Source organism: Klebsiella sp. BIGb0407, assembly GCF_024807845.1.
GTDB lineage: Bacteria > Pseudomonadota > Gammaproteobacteria > Enterobacterales > Enterobacteriaceae > JGM124.
This window is the reverse complement of the sequence record NZ_JANUEQ010000003.1, coordinates 240,066-257,708: the sequence shown is the minus strand read 5'-3', so window position 1 is coordinate 257,708 and position 17,643 is coordinate 240,066. Positions and strand designations below refer to the sequence as shown.

Here is a 17,643-nt window from a genome sequence, read left to right as displayed (position 1 = left end):
CCAGGCGGAGTTTGAATAAGCGAAGATGCACTTAGGCGGCTTAATCATTCAGTGGTTTATTAACCATTGCGTGACATGAGGTCAGTCAGTTTACTCACATTTTATAATACTTTTTGAGTATAGCTTATAACCCTTTGATCTTAATCAACCGCCAATTTTCACATTCCCGTACGGTGTATGATGGATGCAATGTGAGAATTACATAATGAAAAATAAACTAAAAAACTTTTTATCAACCCCGATTACCCGACGAGAGGCAGTAAGTACTGCCGCGAAATTGGGCTCCGCTGTTGCCCTCAGTAATGCGATTTCACTTCCGTTTTCATCAATTGCCCGTGCGGATACGCCGGGGCAAACCGTAGTTAATGACGGGGAAACCGTGCGCCATAGTGCCTGCCTGGTGAACTGTGGCAGTCGTTGCCCGTTGAAAGTCATCGTCAAAGATGACCGGATTGTGCGCATAGAACCGGAAGATGCGAAAGATGATGCGGTATTTGGCGAGCATCAAATTCGCCCTTGTTTACGCGGACGTTCAAGCCGCTGGCGTGTCTACAGCCCGGATCGGGTGAAATACCCAATGAAGCGGGTTGGCAAGCGCGGTGAAGGAAAATTTAAACGGATAAGCTGGGAAGAAGCGACAGCACTGATTGCCGCCGAGTTCACCCGCGTCACCGAAAAGTATGGCCGCGAAGCGATTTATTATAACTACCAGTCAGGGGCCTATTATCACACCCAGGGTACACCCGCGTGGAAGCGTCTGTTAAATCTGACCGGTGGGTATCTGAATTACCACAACACTTATTCAACCGCACAAATTGCGACCGCGACACCGTACACGCACGGGAGTTATATCGGCAGCCATTTTACGCAAATTGCGCATTCCGATCTGGTGGTGCTCTTCGGGCTGAATTTATCGGAAACGCGCATGTCCGGTGGTGGTCAGGTCGAAGAGTTGCGTCGGGCACTGGAGGCCTCAAAGGCCAGAGTAGTGATTATCGACCCACGTTATACCGACTCGGTCATAACGGAACATGCGGAGTGGTTACCGATTCGCCCGACGACTGATGCAGCCCTGGTTGCGGGCATCGCCCATACGCTGATTAGCGAGAACCTGATCGACGAAGCGGAGGTCAATAAATACTGCGTGGGTTATGACAGCAGTTCCTTGCCTGCGGCCGCTGCACCCAATGCCAGTTACAAAGACTATGTGATGGGTACCGGCAGTGACGGTATTGTCAAAACTCCGGAATGGGCCGCGGATATCACCGGTATTCCGGCAACCCGCATTCAGCAGCTGGCGCGTGAAATTGCGACTGCGCGCGCCTGCTATATCTGTCAGGGATGGGGGCCGCAGCGTCATGCCAACGGAGAGCAAACCGTGCGCGCCATTCAAACTCTGCCTGCCATTACCGGTCATTTTGGCCGCCCGGGAACCAACAACGGCAACTGGCCTTATGGCACACCTTACGGCGTGCCTTCTTTGCCCATCGCTACCAATCCCGTAACAACGTCGATCCCTTGCTATTTATGGACCGATGCGATTCTTAACCCGGAGAAAATGACCGCCACCACCATGGGGGTGAAAGGCGCTGATCATCTTAAAACGGGTATTAAGCTATTTATCAACCAGGCCGGTAACGTTCTGCTTAATCAGCACGGCGATATCAACCGGACGCGTAAAATTCTGGCGGATGAAAGTCTGTGTGAAACCATTGTGGTGATTGAAAACCATATGACTCCCAGCGCGAAGTATGCCGATATTCTGCTGCCGGAAACCAGTTATCTGGAGGCAGAAGATTTAGTCGACAGCTCATATGCAGCGGGCTCGCACAACTACATGATTGCGATACAGAAAACCATTAAACCTATGTGGGAAGTGCGCAGTACCTACGATGTGTGCGCGGATATCGCCGGGCATCTCGGGCTGCGTGACAAATACACGGAAGGAAAAACCCAGGCGCAGTGGGCTGAGGATCATTATCAGCAGATCCGCGAAAAACGCCCCTATCTGCCAGAGTGGTCGGTCGCAAAAGAAAAAGGGGTTATCGATCAGCGTATCGCCACTGAAAAAGAGAGCATCGCATTTCTGGCATTCCGTGAGGATGCCGCAGAAAATCCATTAACCACGCCGTCAGGTAAAATTGAGATTTACTCTCAGGCACTTGCCGATCTGGCGCAGAAATGGACGTTGCCGGAAGGCGATCGTATCCCGGCGGTACCGGAGTTCTGCGTAGTGAATGAATCGCATCTCAACAAAGAACTGACCACGAAATATCCGCTACAACTGAGCGGCTTTCACACCAAAGGCCATACCCACTCCACCTATACCAATATCCTTGCTCTGCATGAAGCGGTCCCGGATGAAGTGTGGATCAACCCAATAGATGCGGCGGAACGGCAGCTGGTATCTGGCGATCGGGTGCAGGTGTTTAACGATCGTGGAATTGTGGAGATCCCGTGCAAGGTCACCCAGCGCATTCTGCCCGGCGTAGCAGCGATGCCCCAGGGAGCCTGGACGCGTCTTGACAGTAATGGGGTCGACGTTGGCGGATGTATTAATTCGCTAACCAGTCAACTGCCGTCGCCGCTGGCGAAAGGCAACCCACAGCACACCAATCTGGTGGAAATCAAACGCGTCTGAGGAGTAATTTGCAATGAAACAATATGGATTTTATGTCGATTCCTCGCGCTGTTCAGGCTGCAAAACCTGCCAGGTGAGCTGTAAAGACAACAAAGATTTGGATGTAGGTCCCAAACTGCGCCGGGTTTATGAATACGGCGGCGGTAGCTGGGTAAAAGAAGGGCAGAGCTGGCACAACGATACCTTCACTTATTATCTGTCTATCGCCTGTAATCACTGCGACGAACCGACCTGTGTCGCGGGTTGCCCGACTGGCGCGATGCACAAACGTAAGGAAGATGGTCTGGTTCTGGTGGACAGCGAGATTTGTGTTGGCTGCCGCTACTGCGAAATGCGTTGCCCGTACGGCGCGCCGCAGTTTGATCCCCAGGCAAAAATTATGCGCAAGTGCGATGGCTGTCTCGACAGACTGGAGAAAAATTTACGCCCGATATGCGTGGACTCCTGCCCACAGCGGGCTCTGGAGTTTGGCCCCATCGACGAACTGCGGGCGAAATACGGCAGTGAAAACCAGATAGCGCCTCTGCCAGCTGCTTCATTTACCCGACCTAACCTTATCGTGAAGCCGCACCCGAAAGCGCGTCCGACGGGTGATAAAGAAGGCGCGATTCTTAACCCACGGGAGATACGCCATGCATGAGTTACCGCTGGTCTTTTTTACGGTATTTACCCAGAGCGCCGTGGGTGCATTCATTCTGCTGTTGATTGGCGGCACCCTGGGGAAAATTGACCCCCGACGCATGGCGATTGGCCTATTCGCCAGCATGTGTCTGTTTGCTTTGGGTCTGTGTATGGCGGCTTTCCATCTGGGCCAGCCTCTGCGCGCCATGAATGTGCTTTTCCGCACGGGCGCCTCGCCGATGAGTAATGAAATTGTTCTCTCGTCACTCTATGGTGCTTTAGGCGGTCTGGCCGCGCTGGGTCTGCTGCTGAATCGGGGTGCAAAAAAGCTGTTCACTATTCTGGCCTGGCTGGCAGTAATAACCGGCGTGGTGTTCTTGTTTGCTATTCCACGCATATATCAGTTGCCGACGGTGGTGACCTGGAGCTCCTCCTACACCCTGGTGATGATGATACTCACGCCGCTGATTGGCGGTGGGGCACTGGCGGCATTGCTGGGGCTACCGCGGATTGGACTCTCAGTGAGTGTGCTGGGTATTCTTGCCAGCTTCTGCCTGCGCCCGGGTTATATGTCGACCCTGATGAATGCCGATGGCCCGTTAACTTCCGCCCAGACTAACTGGTTCACCGCTCAGGCATTGCTTCTGGCAGCTGGCGTGGTGGGTGCCATCGTCAGCGGTCGTTTTAAACAGGGGCAACCAGTGCTGGCCGCAACGGTTCTGGTGGTTATCGCCGCAGAACTGGCCGGACGTATCGCATTTTATAATCTGTGGGTTTTACCCATGTAATAAGCTGACAGCCAGAGAGTATCTGGCTGTCGCTGTTTTCAGGAGTCTGACAAGATGTTATCCCATGCGGTATTGCCGCGTATCCTTGGTGCCCTGTTTTACTACTCGCCGGGGCGTCCGGAGGTCAGTGCTCTGTTTGACTGTCTGACCGAACTACCTGACCTCTACTCCTGGCAGGATAAGCATAAGATAGCCCGGCTTAGCGAGCACTGGCCTCACCCGGACGACGCTGCGCTTGCATGGCAGTTTTCTGTGCTATTTGAGGGGCAGGGGATGATGCCTGTCCCTCCGTGGGGTTCTGTCTACCTGGAAAGAGACAACCTGCTGATGGGGGAAAGCACGGCATCCTACCGAACGTTTCTGCAGACACAGGGCCTCACTTTTACAGGTGAGCAGAATGAGCCTGAAGATCAGTTCGGGCTGATGTTGCTCGCCTATAGCGCCCTGATTGAACAAGAAAACGAGGTAGCAGCCCGTACTCTGCTTGAAAGCTGGCTGCTCCCCTGGGCTACGCATTATCTGGGTTTACTGCAACGCAATGAAATCAGTCCGTTTTATGCGCAGCTGGCTGAGGTGGCCGCGCTTTTTCTGACCGATCTTCAGCAGCAACTCGGCCTGCGTCCTGAACAAAAACGGCTGTTTTTCGGATGAGCCGAACCGAGAAATATTATGAAGCTTACCTGTCCCACCGCCAGGTAAGCCGGCGCGGACTGTTTCGTGCCTTTTTAACGGCGGCGCGGGAGGTTACACCGGCAGCGGTTTCCACGCTGCCCGATCATCCGCTGCCCCCCGGCGCATTACCTGTTGCCGAATTTGTCAGCCGTTGCACTCATTGTCATGCCTGCATCGGTGCCTGCCCTATGGGGGTGTTAACGCAACATGAGAGTGGGCTACCGCAACTGGCTATCGAGTTTGCCAGCTGCGATGGTTGCGCGAGCTGCATCAAGGCCTGTCCGACGGGAGCATTACAACCACAAACGCGCTTCGATACCGGATTACGCCCGGCATTTACGCACAGTTGTATCAATGGGATAAGATCCTGTAACCAGTGTGTGGAGAGTTGCCCGGTTAACGCCTGCTCGGCTGAAGAGAACAGTGTACCGGTTGTGGATAGCACGCTTTGTAACGGCTGCGGCGAATGCGTGATTCAGTGCACGCACAGCGCTATTTTATTGAAGTAACCGGTGAGGAATAGCAATAAAAACCACCGCGTTAACGGTGATTTTCGTCCATGAAATCTAGAAGCTGTAGGTCAGGCCGAGGGTATAACGGCGTCCGTCCAGAACGGCGTCATAGGTACTATAGTCGATGCGTTTATCCAGCAGATTGTAGACACCCGCCGACGCCATCAAGTTTTTGTTGATGTCATACCGCAGACCGGCATCGATCAATGTATAAGAAGGTGTGCCTTCAGCCATATTACTGCGGCTTAAATATTCAGAGGTGGAACCACGAAAATTCAGACGGCTCCAGGCTCCAACGTCCGGGAGAGCCTGCCAGGAAAACGTCGTATTAAACATGTTCTTTGGCATTTTATTTAATGGCTTACCTGAGAACTGACCGCTCTTTTGCTCTGATTGGGTAAAGGTGTAGTTCGCTGTCCAGTTAAGATCGCGGGTTATTTTCCAGGCGAAAGTGGATTCTATGCCGCGGATGTTCGCTTTATCCACATTAACGCGGTCACTGATAAAATCGTAAGGGGTGCCGCCAATGTGACAGTCAGGCTCTGAGCGATTATTACACCGGCGGACTTCGGTTATTTTATCTTTGAAATCAGTGTTATAAATGGTGATTCCAGCGTTGAGATTATCATCGTTATCCCAGAACAGTGAAATCTCCTCACTCAGGCTTTTTTCGGGTTTCAGCTCCGGGTTACCGACAATAATGCCGTCGAGACTCCCTCCGCCGGTGACCTGCCCCCAGTTTGCCGAGGACTGGCGTAAATCCGGGGCACGATAACCTGCTGATATGCCGCCTTTCACGATCCACTGGTCTGTAAGGTTCCATACTGCATAACCACGCGGCGTCCAGTTAGTGCCGTATTTTTCATCCTTATCCATACGCAAACCCCCCGTAAGGGCGACTTGCCGGGCGACGAGCCATTCGTCTTCCATAAGCAGTGACCCGTTCCAGCGAGTCAGTTTGTTGAGCCCGTGAGCGGCTTTGAGCTGATTACCGTTATCGCGCAGTTCTTCATAGCGGTACTCTCCGCCGAGTGTAATAGTATGATCGTCAAGGAAAATCTGGGTTTTGTTATTGAAAACAGTATTGTAGGACTTCATTTCCCGCCCGGGATTAGTTGCCTCCTCCTGCTGTATAAAGCTTGTGGTATCAAATGCCCCGTAATAGCCGCTGTGGGTCAGCGAATAGGTTGTATGCTCGTAGCGACTGTCGCTTCTGCTGGCAGGTTGACATGTTCCCTGGCGGCAATTTTCTGAGGCAATTGACTTACCTGGGGTACTGTTACGATCCTGCAATTCCCGGGTGACCTCAAAATCGATGTCGTTCTTATCATCAGGCGTAAAGTTGAGAGTCAGCCCCCCGTTACGCATTTTTTGTTCGTTATAGCCGTTGAGGAAAGTATCTTCTGCCCGGTGCGAGATCAGCCCGGTGATTTTTGCGCCAAGCAGCCCGTCAATTAAAGGACCTGATGCATAGAGGTTTGTCTGATATAAATCGCCAGAATCATTATGTTGCTGAAAAGTAGAATCAGCATGGAGTGAACCGCTCCATGAACGTGTATTCGAAATTTTCTTCGTAATGACGTTAATAACGCCGCCCATTGCATCCGACCCATATAGTGAAGACATGGGGCCGCGCACGACTTCAATGCGTTCAATGGATTCAAGTGGGGGCATCCAGCCTTGCTCAATACCGGAGTTATCGCTGTTAGGCCTGGTCTCCCGGGTATTAACCCGTTTACCGTTGATCAGGAACAGGGTGTATTTTGAGGCCATCCCCCGAATACTGATATCGCTGCTGCTTCCCCCACCGGTAACAACAACACCGGGAACATCTCTTAGTGCATCAGTGACATCACGGTAAGCCCGATCCTCAATCTGTTTTTTGGTTATTACGGAAATTGAAGCGGGAGCATCCTGAATTTTTTTCTCAAACCCGGAAGCGGTAACAACGAGGGTATCCTCGTTTGCGGCCAATGCGAGCGTCGGCAGGTGAATGAGGCATATTGCCGATGAAATGGCCGTCATATACTGTATTTTCATTGTATCCATACCCTAAAAATGTGTCCTTGAAGTATCACTATCAACATCAAAATATTGAGCTGATGAGTGATGAGTCGACATAAATCAGGGCCAATATTGTACAAAAACAGCTTACTTGCAAATGAAAATGGTAATTATTATCGTTTGTATGTGTTTGATTAAATAGAATATGTAAGTGATTATGTTTAGGTCTTATCGTTAATACATCGGAATGATGCCCGATACACTATTCAGCGTCCGGGATAAGACAGCGTCATACAGGTTCGCCAAATAAAATATTTGCAAGCGGGCTACAGGTGGCATACTGAATGAAGTAACTACATGACGAGATAAGGATCGCTATTGTGGCTGGAAGTAGCTTATTAACATTGCTCGATGATATCGCCACACTGCTGGATGATATTTCCGTTATGGGTAAGATGGCGGCCAAGAAAACCGCAGGAGTACTGGGAGACGATCTCTCCCTCAATGCTCAGCAAGTCTCAGGTTTACGGGCGAATCGTGAATTGCCTGTGGTTTGGAAAGTGGCAGTAGGATCTTTTGTTAATAAATTGATTCTTGTCCCTCTGGCGCTGGTGATTAGCGCTTTTGCACCCTGGGCTATTACTCCCTTATTAATGATAGGGGGGGCTTATCTCTGTTTCGAAGGGGTCGAGAAAGTCTTTCATTACCTGCATACCCGTCGTCATCCAGAAAGTATCGAGCAAAAACAGGCGCGCCTGACGAGCTTAGAAAATGAAGACAGCGGTGAATTTGAAAAACAAAAGGTGAAGGGCGCGATACGCACCGATTTTATTCTCTCTGCGGAGATAATCGCCATTACTCTGGGGATCGTGGCGGGCGCACCGCTGTTGAACCAAGTTCTTATTCTTTCGGGGATCGCCATTATCGTGACTATTGGCGTCTACGGATTAGTGGCTGTCATTGTCAAAATAGACGATCTCGGTTACTGGCTGACAGATAAAACGAATCGTATTGCCCAAAGCCTGGGTAACGGATTATTAGTTCTGGCACCAAAGCTTATGAAGACGTTAACTATCGTGGGAACGTTAGCCATGTTTCTGGTCGGTGGAGGGATTATTATTCACGGCATTCCCGCTCTCCATCATGCTATTGAGGAGAGCGCCATTGCACTGGGTGCAGTCGGATCTGTGATTGCTGTAAACGTGGCAAACTTAGTGTTAGGTTTTCTGATTGGCAGTTGTGTACTGCTTGCCGTTAAAGGCGTTAACCGCCTGCGCGGTATACCCTCATGATAGAGTTATCCGGGCGTCAGAAAGAAATGACTGGAAGCGTGGCTTAAAGACCTCAATGACCCGCCAGCCAAGGGCATTGCCAGTGATCTCTGGCTGTCAATGATAATAGCTGTAGCAGTCTGTTCTGTACTCTGAATGAACCCGCGAAAGCGCGCGGAGCAGGGGGAACTCGCAGTTGTATTTACAGCGCTAAAAAAAGGCGGCTTAGCGTTGCATTTCGGACTTGAATCCGAAGTTACGTTGCCGTATAAAGCGTGCAACATTGCTACAACTATAGGTTTTTTCTATTAACGTTGCAGTGAATATTGATTCATTGTGGATCTCTATTTTATGGCAGGCGCTCACCGGTTCGCGTGCTTAAGAAATGTACCTTGGGTACAGCTGTAATTATCCCTGTTCAGGAGAATGGAAGATGTTCAACCAACGTAAAAAATGGTTGTCAGGTGTCGTTGCGGGCGTGCTGATGGCGACCTCTGCAAGCTCACTGGCGGAAGATAAGACGCTGCACGTCTACAACTGGTCCGATTATATTGCGCCAAACACCGTAGCGGATTTCGAGAAGCAAACCGGTATCAAAGTCGTCTATGACGTATTTGATTCTAATGAGGTGCTGGAAGGTAAACTGATGGCGGGTAGCACAGGCTATGATGTCGTGGTGCCATCGTCCAGCTTCCTGGCGCGTCAGCTGCAGTCAGGCGTGTTTCAGCCGCTGGATCGCAGCAAACTGCCAAACTACAAAAACCTTGATCCGGAACTGATGAAGAAGCTGGAACAGCACGATCCAGGTAATGAGTACTCTGTTCCTTATGTGTGGGCGACTACCGGTATCGGTTATAACGTCGAGAAAGTCAAAGCTGCACTGGGCGCAGATGCCCCGGTCGACAGCTGGGATCTGGTATTAAAACCGGAAAACCTCGAGAAACTGAAAAGCTGCGGCGTCTCCTTCCTTGATGCGCCTGAAGAGATATTCGCCACCGTGCTGAACTATCTCGGCAAAGATCCGAACAGCAGCGATGCCAAAGACTACTCTGGCGCCGCGACCGATCTGCTGCTGCAGCTGCGTCCAAATATCCGTTATTTCCACTCTTCCCAGTATATTAACGATCTGGCGAACGGTAATACCTGCGTTGTAATCGGCTGGGCGGGCGACATCCTGCAGGCGAAACAGCGTGCGGAAGAAGCTAAAAATGGGGTAAATATTGCTTACAGCATTCCGAAAGAGGGCGCACTGGCGTTCTTCGATATGCTGGCTATCCCGAAAGATGCAAAAAATCCTGAGGCTGCCTATCAGTTCATCAATTACCTGTTGGAACCACAGGTGATGGCGCAGATCTCAAATACCATTTTCTATGCCAGCGGCGTGAAAACATCTCTGCCGTTTGTTGATGAAGCTATCCGTAATAATCCGGGTATCTACCCAACACCAGAAACCATGTCGAAACTGTTTACGCTTAAGCTGCAGGATCCGAAACTTGACCGTGTACGCACCCGTGCATGGACTAAAGTTAAAAGTGGTAAATAACGGAGAGTGAGTTCAGCTCACTTTTGCTAAGCGACAGAGGCCCGTTTATCGGCCTCTGTTTGTTATTTTGGGCCTCCCCACGGGAAGGCTATTCAGCGCCGGAGAGTAATGGTAGTGAACGACGCGATCCCCCGTCCTCAAAATAAGGCAAGCAGGGCGTTAACGCCGCTGCTGGAAATCCGTAACCTGACGAAATCCTTCGATGGTCAGCATGCGGTGGATGATGTAAACCTGACCATCTATAAAGGTGAAATTTTCGCTCTGCTGGGCGCCTCCGGCTGCGGTAAGTCTACGCTGCTGCGTATGCTGGCCGGTTTTGAGAGCCCGACCCAAGGGCAGATTTTGCTGGATGGTCAGGATCTCTCTCATGTGCCTCCTTATCAGCGCCCGATCAATATGATGTTTCAGTCCTATGCACTGTTCCCTCATATGACGGTGGAACAGAATATCGCTTTCGGACTCAAGCAGGACAAACTGCCGAAAGCGGAGATTGCCAGCCGCGTGGCTGAAATGTTGACCCTGGTACATATGCAGGAGTACGCCAAGCGTAAACCGCATCAACTTTCCGGTGGCCAGCGTCAGCGTGTGGCCCTGGCGAGAAGCCTTGCCAAGCGGCCCAAGCTGTTGTTGCTCGATGAGCCTATGGGCGCGCTGGATAAAAAACTGCGTGACCGCATGCAACTGGAAGTCATCGATATTCTTGAGCGCGTGGGTGCAACCTGCGTGATGGTGACCCACGACCAGGAAGAGGCCATGACTATGGCCGGGCGTATCGCCATCATGAACCGTGGTAAATTTGTGCAAATTGGCGAGCCGGAGGAGATCTATGAACATCCAACGACCCGCTTTAGCGCTGAGTTTATTGGTTCCGTTAATGTCTTTGAAGGCCTGCTACGTGAGAGCCAGTCGGACGAATTAATCATCGACTGCCCCGGTCTGGTCTATCCGCTGAAAGTGGAGTCAGATGTCTCTGTCCTGGATGGTGTACCTGTCTATGTGGCATTGCGTCCGGAAAAAGTCATGCTGTGTGAAGAGGCCCCGGCTGACGGTTTCAATTTTGCCGTAGGTGAAGTGGTGCATATTGCCTATCTGGGCGACCTGTCTATCTATCACGTTCGTCTGCGCAGCGGACAGATGATCAGTGCTCAGCTGCAAAATGGTCATCGCTTCCGTAACGGTATGCCGACCTGGGGAGATGAAGTCAGTCTCTGCTGGGATGCAGACAGCTGTGTGGTTCTGACGGTGTAAGCGGGAGAAGATCATGAGCCAAGTTTCTGAACGCACTGCCCGGCCACCCGGCGTGCAAAAAACCAGAGTATCGTTGCTGACCCGTCTGCAAGTCGCCCACGGCCGCAAGCTGGTCATTGCGCTGCCCTACATCTGGCTGTCGCTGCTGTTTCTGTTGCCGTTTCTGATTGTCCTGAAAATCAGTTTCGCTGAGATAGCGCGGGCTATCCCACCCTATACTGAATTACTGACCTGGGCCGATGACAGTCTCAGTATGGTGCTGAATCTGGGGAACTATTTTACCCTTACAGGCGATCCGCTCTACATTGATGCTTATCTGCACTCATTACAGGTTGCGGCTATCTCAACGGGCATATGTCTGCTGATTGGCTACCCCTTGGCCTGGGCGGTGGCACATGCTTCGCCCTCTACGCGTAATATTTTGCTGCTGCTGGTCATTCTGCCGTCCTGGACCTCGTTCCTGGTTCGCGTCTATGCCTGGATGGGGATCCTGAATGATAACGGTATTCTCAACAACTTCCTGATGTGGGCTGGCGTTATCGATCAGCCGATAGCTATCCTCTATACCAACCTGGCGGTGTATATCGGTATTGTGTACTGCTATCTGCCGTTTATGGTATTACCGATTTATACGGCGCTGACCCGTATTGATTATTCGCTGGTGGAAGCCTCGCTGGATCTGGGTGCCCGCCCGCTGAAAACTTTCTTCAGCGTGATTGTGCCTCTGACCAAAGGCGGCATTATTGCCGGATCGATGCTGGTGTTTATCCCGGCGGTAGGCGAGTACGTTATTCCTGAACTGCTGGGTGGCCCGGACAGCATTATGATTGGCCGTGTACTGTGGCAGGAATTCTTTAATAACCGTGACTGGCCGGTAGCTTCTGCGCTGGCGGTAATCATTTTGCTGATCCTTATTCTGCCTATTATCTGGTTCCATAAGCATCAGAACAAAGAGATGGGGGATAAGGCATGAGTCAGTTGCCGACCATTCGCTCAAAGTGGCGTACCGCTATCCTCGCGGTCGTTTTCTTCTTCCTGTATGCGCCGATGCTGCTGCTGGTTATCTTTTCATTTAACTCATCGCAACTGGCAGCGTGGGAGAGTTTCTCCTTCCGCTGGTACCAGGTGTTATTCCAGGATGATGCGATGATAAGCGCCGTGACGCTGAGCCTGTCGATAGCCGCACTTTCGGCGACGGCTGCGGTTATCCTCGGGACGATTGCCGCCGTGGTCATTGTGCGTTTCGGGCGTTTCAAAGGATCGACCGGTTTTGCCTTTATGCTGACGGCACCTCTGGTCATGCCCGATGTGATTACCGGTTTGTCCCTGTTGCTACTGTTTGTGGCGATGGCCAATGCGTTTGGCTGGCCTGCTGAACGCGGGATGCTGACTATTTGGCTTGCCCACGTGACCTTTTGTACGGCCTATGTGGCGGTCGTTATCAATTCCCGACTGCGTGAGTTGGACCGTTCGATTGAAGAAGCCGCGATGGATCTCGGTGCAACGCCGTTAAAGGTCTTCTTTGTGATAACCGTACCGATGATTGCACCGGCGCTGGTAACCGGCTGGCTGCTGGCGTTTACGCTGTCGCTGGACGACCTGGTGATATCCAGCTTCGTGACCGGGCCGGGAGCCACCACATTGCCAATGCAGATCTTTGCGACGGTACGACGTGGTGTGAATCCGGAAATCAACGCGCTGGCTACACTGATCCTGTTTGTGGTGGGACTGGTCGGCTTTATTGCCTGGCGCCTGATGGCCCAGAAAGAAAAGCAGCGCCTGAAGGATATTCAGAAAGCACGTTCTGCCGGGCATTAAGCTTTGTTGTGATGGCTGGTGGATACCCCGCCAGCCATTGCTCTGCTATTCAGACCCTTACTTCTCCAATATGCGTCAGCGCATCAACAACCATATCCCAGAAGTAAGTGTGATCGAGTTTAACGGCTACCTGCGTATGGCAATCGGCGGGAGCAGGAGCCCGGAAATCGGCAACGGTCATTCCCAGCGTTAATGTTCCTGTCAGTTCAATATCCACAGGAACTTTTTTTACCGTCATGACAGCCGGGTCAATAACATAGGCAACGGCACAAGGATCATGCACCGGCGGGTAGTCAAAACCTTGAGCATCCTTATAGGCAGCGCCAAAGAAATCTAATAACTCAAGGACAAATTTTGCAGGCTGCGTACCGACCTTCTTGATTTTATCTACCACCTCTGGGGTCGCCAGAGCCTGATGCGTCAGGTCAAGACCCACCATGGTCAATGGCCATTTTTCATTGAATACAATATGAGCAGCTTCCGGGTCAATCTTGATGTTGAACTCAGCCACTGCGCTCCAGTTACCTACATGATAACCGCCCCCCATCAGGACCACTTCTTTCACCCGCTCAACAATGCGTGGCTCTTTTCTGGCTGCCAGAGCGATATTGGTTAATCCTGCTGTCGGCACCAACGTGATGGTCTTTGCCGGATGGGCCATGATGGTGTCAATAATCAGGTCAACGGCATGACGTGGATCCAGCTCAATGGTGGGTTCAGGCAAGACAGGACCATCCAGACCTGACTCGCCGTGAATATCCGGAGCCACTTCTATTTGTCGAACCAAAGGCCTTGGGCAGCCTGCGGCGAAAGGAACCCCGGTAATATTGGCGATACGCGCAACGGCTAGCGCATTTTTAGTCACTTTCTCCAGGGTCTGATTGCCAACGACGGTGGTGACCGCCAGCAATTCAATCTCCGGGTTACCGTGCGCTAATAATATTGCAATGGCGTCATCGTGACCGGGGTCGCAATCAAGAATGATTTTCTTCGTCATGTGGGTATTCTTCCTTTTTTAGCTAAGTCAGTGACGTCCAGTTTTCTTTTTTCTGGATCACTCTGCAATGCCTGGCTTTTTCTGTAAACATCTAAAGAGCTTCAGGTTCTTTTTATAATAATGTGTTTTTATGGAAAAAAATGACTGTAGCCAGGCATTATTGGTCAAAACGGAAAGTTGGGCCTCCACTATCGGCATCTCTGGAGAGAGCGACTCTGATAGATTTTTTTAGGAAATTATAAAAAATAAACGCTATTTCAATTTTTTTAAAATTATAATTCATTATCATTTGTATTTCTTACTTCTCCCCAGACGATAGATAGAAGGAAATAAAATGATAAAAAAAAACGATAAATTCACGCTGATGTCTTTCTGTTTGCCTCTGTTAATACAAACTACTGCCAGTTACGCAGCGCAAACTCAGCAAGCGCCAGAGTTAACCCCACAGGAAGCCGCCGTCTTTACGCAGCAAAACTATTTCTCACGAGGAGGTTTATTAACTGAAACCGTCTCTGATGTCTGGATACCGGATGAACACATAAAGACCGATGAGTCGACGCCTTGGGTTGTGGGTAAAGAGGCCGCCTATCAGACTGTACAGCAAGCGCTAAATGCCGCACTGAGCGATAAATCTGACAGTTCGGATAGCAGGATTTATATCAAGATTTTACCAGGTACCTATGTCGGCACGCTCTATATTCCGGCAGATTCTCCTCCTGTTACACTCTTTGGCAGCGGAGATAATCCAGAACAAGTTGTGTTGTCCCTGGCCGTTGATTCAATGATTTCACCTGAAGTGTGGCGTAAAACGGTAAACAACCAAGGACAATATCAGCCAGGCGATCCGGCCTGGGATATGTACCAGACCTGTGCTACGACCACTGAAGAGGTCGTTACGACGTTATGTTCTGCTGTAGTCTGGTCACAAAATAATGGATTTCAGCTGACCAATTTGACCGTTGAAAATAGCTTATTAGATACGGTCGATAGTAACGCCCATCAAGGCGTTGCTTTGCGTACCGACGGAGATAAAGTTCAGATCGAAAAAGCACGTCTTATTGGCAGACAAGATACTTTTTTTGTTAATACCAGTGATAAACATAACCGATACGTCACCGATCGTATCAGCCGTGCTCTGATAAAAGACAGCTATATTGAGGGGGACGTTGATTATGTTTTTGGCCGCGCAACGGCGGTTTTTGATGGCGTTCATTTTCACACTGTCTCTAGCCGCACTTCCAAACCCGTCTATGTATTAGCCCCAAATACCTTAACAGACAATCCTTACGGATTTTTAGTCACCGGTAGCCGATTTACCAGCGATAGCGGTTTTGGTGAAAAAAGACATGCGTATTTAGGGAGAGCCTGGGATCAAGGCGCCAGGGAAACGGGTTATATACCAGGCAAAACATCAAATGGCCAGGCGGTGATTACGCTATCCACTTTTGATAGTGGATATAACGCCCAATCCCCCTGGGGACCCGCTGCAACAACCAAGCGTCCTTTTCAGGGGAATATAGCGAAAGATCGCGATTTAAATAATATTGAATTCAATAGATTATGGGAGTTCAATAATACCCGGCAGGTAAAGTGATTATTGTATAAGTTGTGTGATTCATAGATATCGTTTCGCTGTAATAACTCACTGTGAATAAGGAAATTCAGCAGCGTATACAGCGGGTAAAATTATATGAAATGTCCGGTGATGTCGGGTTCGTATGCCGTCGCTGTGGCATTTCTCTGTCATCAGCAAACCAACTTGGTCTTGAAGTCTTACAGCGGATAACGTCTCATATGTCCAGCCACAGCCTTACTACCAACATAACTATCTGATTTTTATTATTCTTTGACGCAGACGAACTCATAGTTCTCCTTATCATTGCGAGAATCATAGAAGGCCTTAGACACACTTTTGGCGCGCTCTTTTGTCATAGTAATATTTACGTACTCTATGCCTTCATGAACGGAACGTTTTGCGGCAGACTGTGCTCTACGCAACGACAATGTTTCGTTTTGCATGATACTACCTCACAATATAAAGACTCATCACTGAACCCGTTTGTCAATCAGGTAATAGTACGTGCTAACCTGAGTTAGCGCCTCTTGCATACTACCAAGATTCGCCTTTAAACAAAGAAGAATGAGTGTCAGTAGAACAGCCGATGGTGCATTGGTTTAGCGATTAGAATTGTGCTACAGGTACATAGAGATGCACAGAATGTTGGCATCAGGCAGGTAATAAGGTTTATCCGGGGGCTGCGCAGCGTTTATGTGTTTTACGGTCAGCACGAGCAGAATTCATATGGATAAGTTTTACTGACAGTGGGGGAGGCTGATCTGACTGGTTATCAACTGGTGTCCCCTGCAGGAATCGAACCTGCAACTAGCCCTTAGGAGGGGCTTGTTATATCCATTTAACTAAGAGGACTTCACTGGCTTGTGGCTGCCTTTGTTTTGAAGCGCTTCGATGGTACGCAATATTGGGTGATTCATCAAGCTGTTATGGGGTTAAGAGCGGTAGTTTTCGCCATTAATTTCATACAGGTACTGATTCGTTTATTTATTATTCAGTATCGACGCTATGGGCGATTACCTCTGATGGCCATTATACTTCTCCATTTCTCTATTCTATTAGCCATTCAGGTGACCGTTTGTACGATCACCCTCAGTGGATATATTATATGAGGTGTCGTTTGACGGGGATAATCAGAGTCCGGCAGGACGAGGAACTTCAATATAGTTACCGTCGATATCTTTCTGATAATAACTGCCATTACGCACGTAATAACGTTTATTATTATAATCAACGACGTTGAGATCGGAGCGGGCATTTTCTGGTGTTGGAACAAGAATATATTCAGCGCCTTGTTTTCTGTAATAAGCGTCATTGACAATATAGTAGGTCAGCCCGCCGAGAATGAGGGTGGTTGCCAGCGCCGGGAGAAAATCCAGTCGAGGCGATCTTGGGCCTGGGCTACTGGGGGCGGGGTTAAAATGAGGCCCGTTATGACCGCCATTTCCTCGATAGTCGCCATGTCCACCCGGGCCGCCGGGACCGGCATAAACCAGTGACGGTGAGGCTGTTATTATCGCCATGGCTAAAGCGCAGATGTGTTTTTTCACCGCGGTATCTCCTGCTTAAATCTGTAGCGTTGTTACTACTGAGATAATTATAATCAATCCCGGCAGGGATTTGTTTCACTGAGCGTAAATCCTTTAAATATTCATAATTACCCGTAGAAGTAATTATCTGATTTTTACTTTTCGTATTAGTCTTATTTTTTTTCTAAAATAAAAAGTATTGGGTTTTTACTCTGCTTTAAATATTTCCGTCAATGAATCCACATATATTCTCATCATCACCCTCTTTGTAAGCGAAGAGGTTATTACCTGATATTTGAGCCGTTATGCATATTTTGTTGACACTATCGGGCGCATTTTTAGTTATACTTTAACAACTATTTCTAAAAGTGACTGGCCTCGCTGACCGGTGACTGAATCCGTTGAGGCGTCGTGTGTATCGCCGAC

General features: G+C 49.8%; 15 protein-coding genes and 1 tRNA gene. 11 read left to right on the top strand and 5 right to left on the bottom strand.

Translation table 11 applies throughout. The features are described from left to right. Nucleotides 1–205: 205 nt before the first annotated feature. Genes M2387_RS11245 through M2387_RS11225 form a run of 5 tightly spaced genes read left to right on the top strand, consistent with a single transcriptional unit; the run spans nucleotide 206 to nucleotide 5,231 of the window. Nucleotides 206–2,641: a DMSO/selenate family reductase complex A subunit gene (locus M2387_RS11245; protein ID WP_259049308.1), complete on the top strand. Its 2,436-nt coding sequence runs from the start codon at nucleotides 206–208 to the stop codon at nucleotides 2,639–2,641. 13 nt (nucleotides 2,642–2,654) lie between these two features. After that, nucleotides 2,655–3,281, top strand: a complete 627-nt coding sequence (locus M2387_RS11240; protein ID WP_259049307.1) for a DMSO/selenate family reductase complex B subunit — start codon at nucleotides 2,655–2,657, stop codon at nucleotides 3,279–3,281. Then, nucleotides 3,274–4,050 carry a dimethyl sulfoxide reductase anchor subunit family protein gene (locus M2387_RS11235; RefSeq protein WP_259049305.1) on the top strand — a complete coding sequence of 259 codons (777 nt, stop codon included), beginning with the start codon at nucleotides 3,274–3,276 and terminating at the stop codon, nucleotides 4,048–4,050. The genes M2387_RS11240 and M2387_RS11235 overlap by 8 nt, the downstream gene beginning before the upstream one ends. 54 nt (nucleotides 4,051–4,104) lie before the next feature. Next, the gene (locus tag M2387_RS11230; RefSeq protein WP_259049303.1) at nucleotides 4,105–4,701 is read left to right on the top strand and encodes a TorD/DmsD family molecular chaperone; all 597 of its coding nucleotides are present in this window, start codon (nucleotides 4,105–4,107) and stop codon (nucleotides 4,699–4,701) included. Next, nucleotides 4,698–5,231 (top strand): 4Fe-4S binding protein, encoded by a 534-nt coding sequence (locus M2387_RS11225; RefSeq protein WP_259049302.1) that lies wholly within the window; start codon nucleotides 4,698–4,700, stop codon nucleotides 5,229–5,231. Before M2387_RS11230 ends, M2387_RS11225 begins: the two co-directional genes overlap by 4 nt. 57 nt (nucleotides 5,232–5,288) lie before the next feature. Here M2387_RS11225 and M2387_RS11220 read toward each other — a convergent pair whose 3' ends face one another. Further along, nucleotides 5,289–7,274 carry a ligand-gated channel protein gene (locus M2387_RS11220; RefSeq protein WP_259049301.1) on the bottom strand — a complete coding sequence of 662 codons (1,986 nt, stop codon included), beginning with the start codon at nucleotides 7,272–7,274 and terminating at the stop codon, nucleotides 5,289–5,291. 344 nt (nucleotides 7,275–7,618) lie between these two features. On the opposite strand from M2387_RS11220, the gene M2387_RS11215 reads away from it, so the two are divergent. From M2387_RS11215 to potI, 5 genes are all read left to right on the top strand, one after another. Next, nucleotides 7,619–8,530, top strand: coding sequence for a DUF808 family protein (locus M2387_RS11215; protein ID WP_259049300.1), 912 nt, complete (start codon nucleotides 7,619–7,621; stop codon nucleotides 8,528–8,530). A 412-nt stretch (nucleotides 8,531–8,942) separates the two neighbouring features. Then, nucleotides 8,943–10,052 carry a spermidine/putrescine ABC transporter substrate-binding protein PotF gene (gene potF, locus M2387_RS11210; RefSeq protein ID WP_259049298.1) on the top strand — a complete coding sequence of 370 codons (1,110 nt, stop codon included), beginning with the start codon at nucleotides 8,943–8,945 and terminating at the stop codon, nucleotides 10,050–10,052. A 114-nt stretch (nucleotides 10,053–10,166) separates the two neighbouring features. Continuing rightward, complete coding sequence (potG, locus tag M2387_RS11205; RefSeq protein WP_259049848.1) at nucleotides 10,167–11,300, top strand: putrescine ABC transporter ATP-binding subunit PotG; 1,134 nt, start codon at nucleotides 10,167–10,169, stop codon at nucleotides 11,298–11,300. A 13-nt stretch (nucleotides 11,301–11,313) separates the two neighbouring features. Next, nucleotides 11,314–12,273 carry a putrescine ABC transporter permease PotH gene (gene potH / locus M2387_RS11200; protein WP_259049297.1) on the top strand — a complete coding sequence of 320 codons (960 nt, stop codon included), beginning with the start codon at nucleotides 11,314–11,316 and terminating at the stop codon, nucleotides 12,271–12,273. Then, nucleotides 12,270–13,118 (top strand): putrescine ABC transporter permease PotI, encoded by an 849-nt coding sequence (gene potI / locus M2387_RS11195; RefSeq protein WP_259049295.1) that lies wholly within the window; start codon nucleotides 12,270–12,272, stop codon nucleotides 13,116–13,118. The genes potH and potI overlap by 4 nt, the downstream gene beginning before the upstream one ends. 49 nt (nucleotides 13,119–13,167) lie before the next feature. Here the strand turns inward: potI and uriH are convergent, their stop codons facing one another. After that, the gene (gene uriH / locus M2387_RS11190; protein WP_259049294.1) at nucleotides 13,168–14,115 is read right to left on the bottom strand and encodes a uridine-preferring nucleoside hydrolase UriH; all 948 of its coding nucleotides are present in this window, start codon (nucleotides 14,113–14,115) and stop codon (nucleotides 13,168–13,170) included. 334 nt (nucleotides 14,116–14,449) lie between these two features. Here uriH and M2387_RS11185 point away from each other — a divergent pair, with 334 nt between their 5' ends. Continuing rightward, nucleotides 14,450–15,709, top strand: coding sequence for a putative acyl-CoA thioester hydrolase (locus tag M2387_RS11185; protein ID WP_259049292.1), 1,260 nt, complete (start codon nucleotides 14,450–14,452; stop codon nucleotides 15,707–15,709). Nucleotides 15,710–15,954: 245 nt separating this feature from the next. Here M2387_RS11185 and M2387_RS11180 read toward each other — a convergent pair whose 3' ends face one another. The 3 genes from M2387_RS11180 to M2387_RS11170 all read right to left on the bottom strand — a co-directional run bounded on the left by M2387_RS11180 (nucleotide 15,955) and on the right by M2387_RS11170 (nucleotide 17,238). Then, nucleotides 15,955–16,134 (bottom strand): hypothetical protein, encoded by a 180-nt coding sequence (locus tag M2387_RS11180; protein ID WP_259049291.1) that lies wholly within the window; start codon nucleotides 16,132–16,134, stop codon nucleotides 15,955–15,957. A gap of 334 nt (nucleotides 16,135–16,468) precedes the next feature. After that, a tRNA-Arg gene (locus M2387_RS11175) sits at nucleotides 16,469–16,543 on the bottom strand. Between the two features lie 278 nt (nucleotides 16,544–16,821). Then, nucleotides 16,822–17,238 carry a DUF6515 family protein gene (locus M2387_RS11170; RefSeq protein WP_259049288.1) on the bottom strand — a complete coding sequence of 139 codons (417 nt, stop codon included), beginning with the start codon at nucleotides 17,236–17,238 and terminating at the stop codon, nucleotides 16,822–16,824. Between the last annotated feature and the right edge of the window lie 405 nt (nucleotides 17,239–17,643).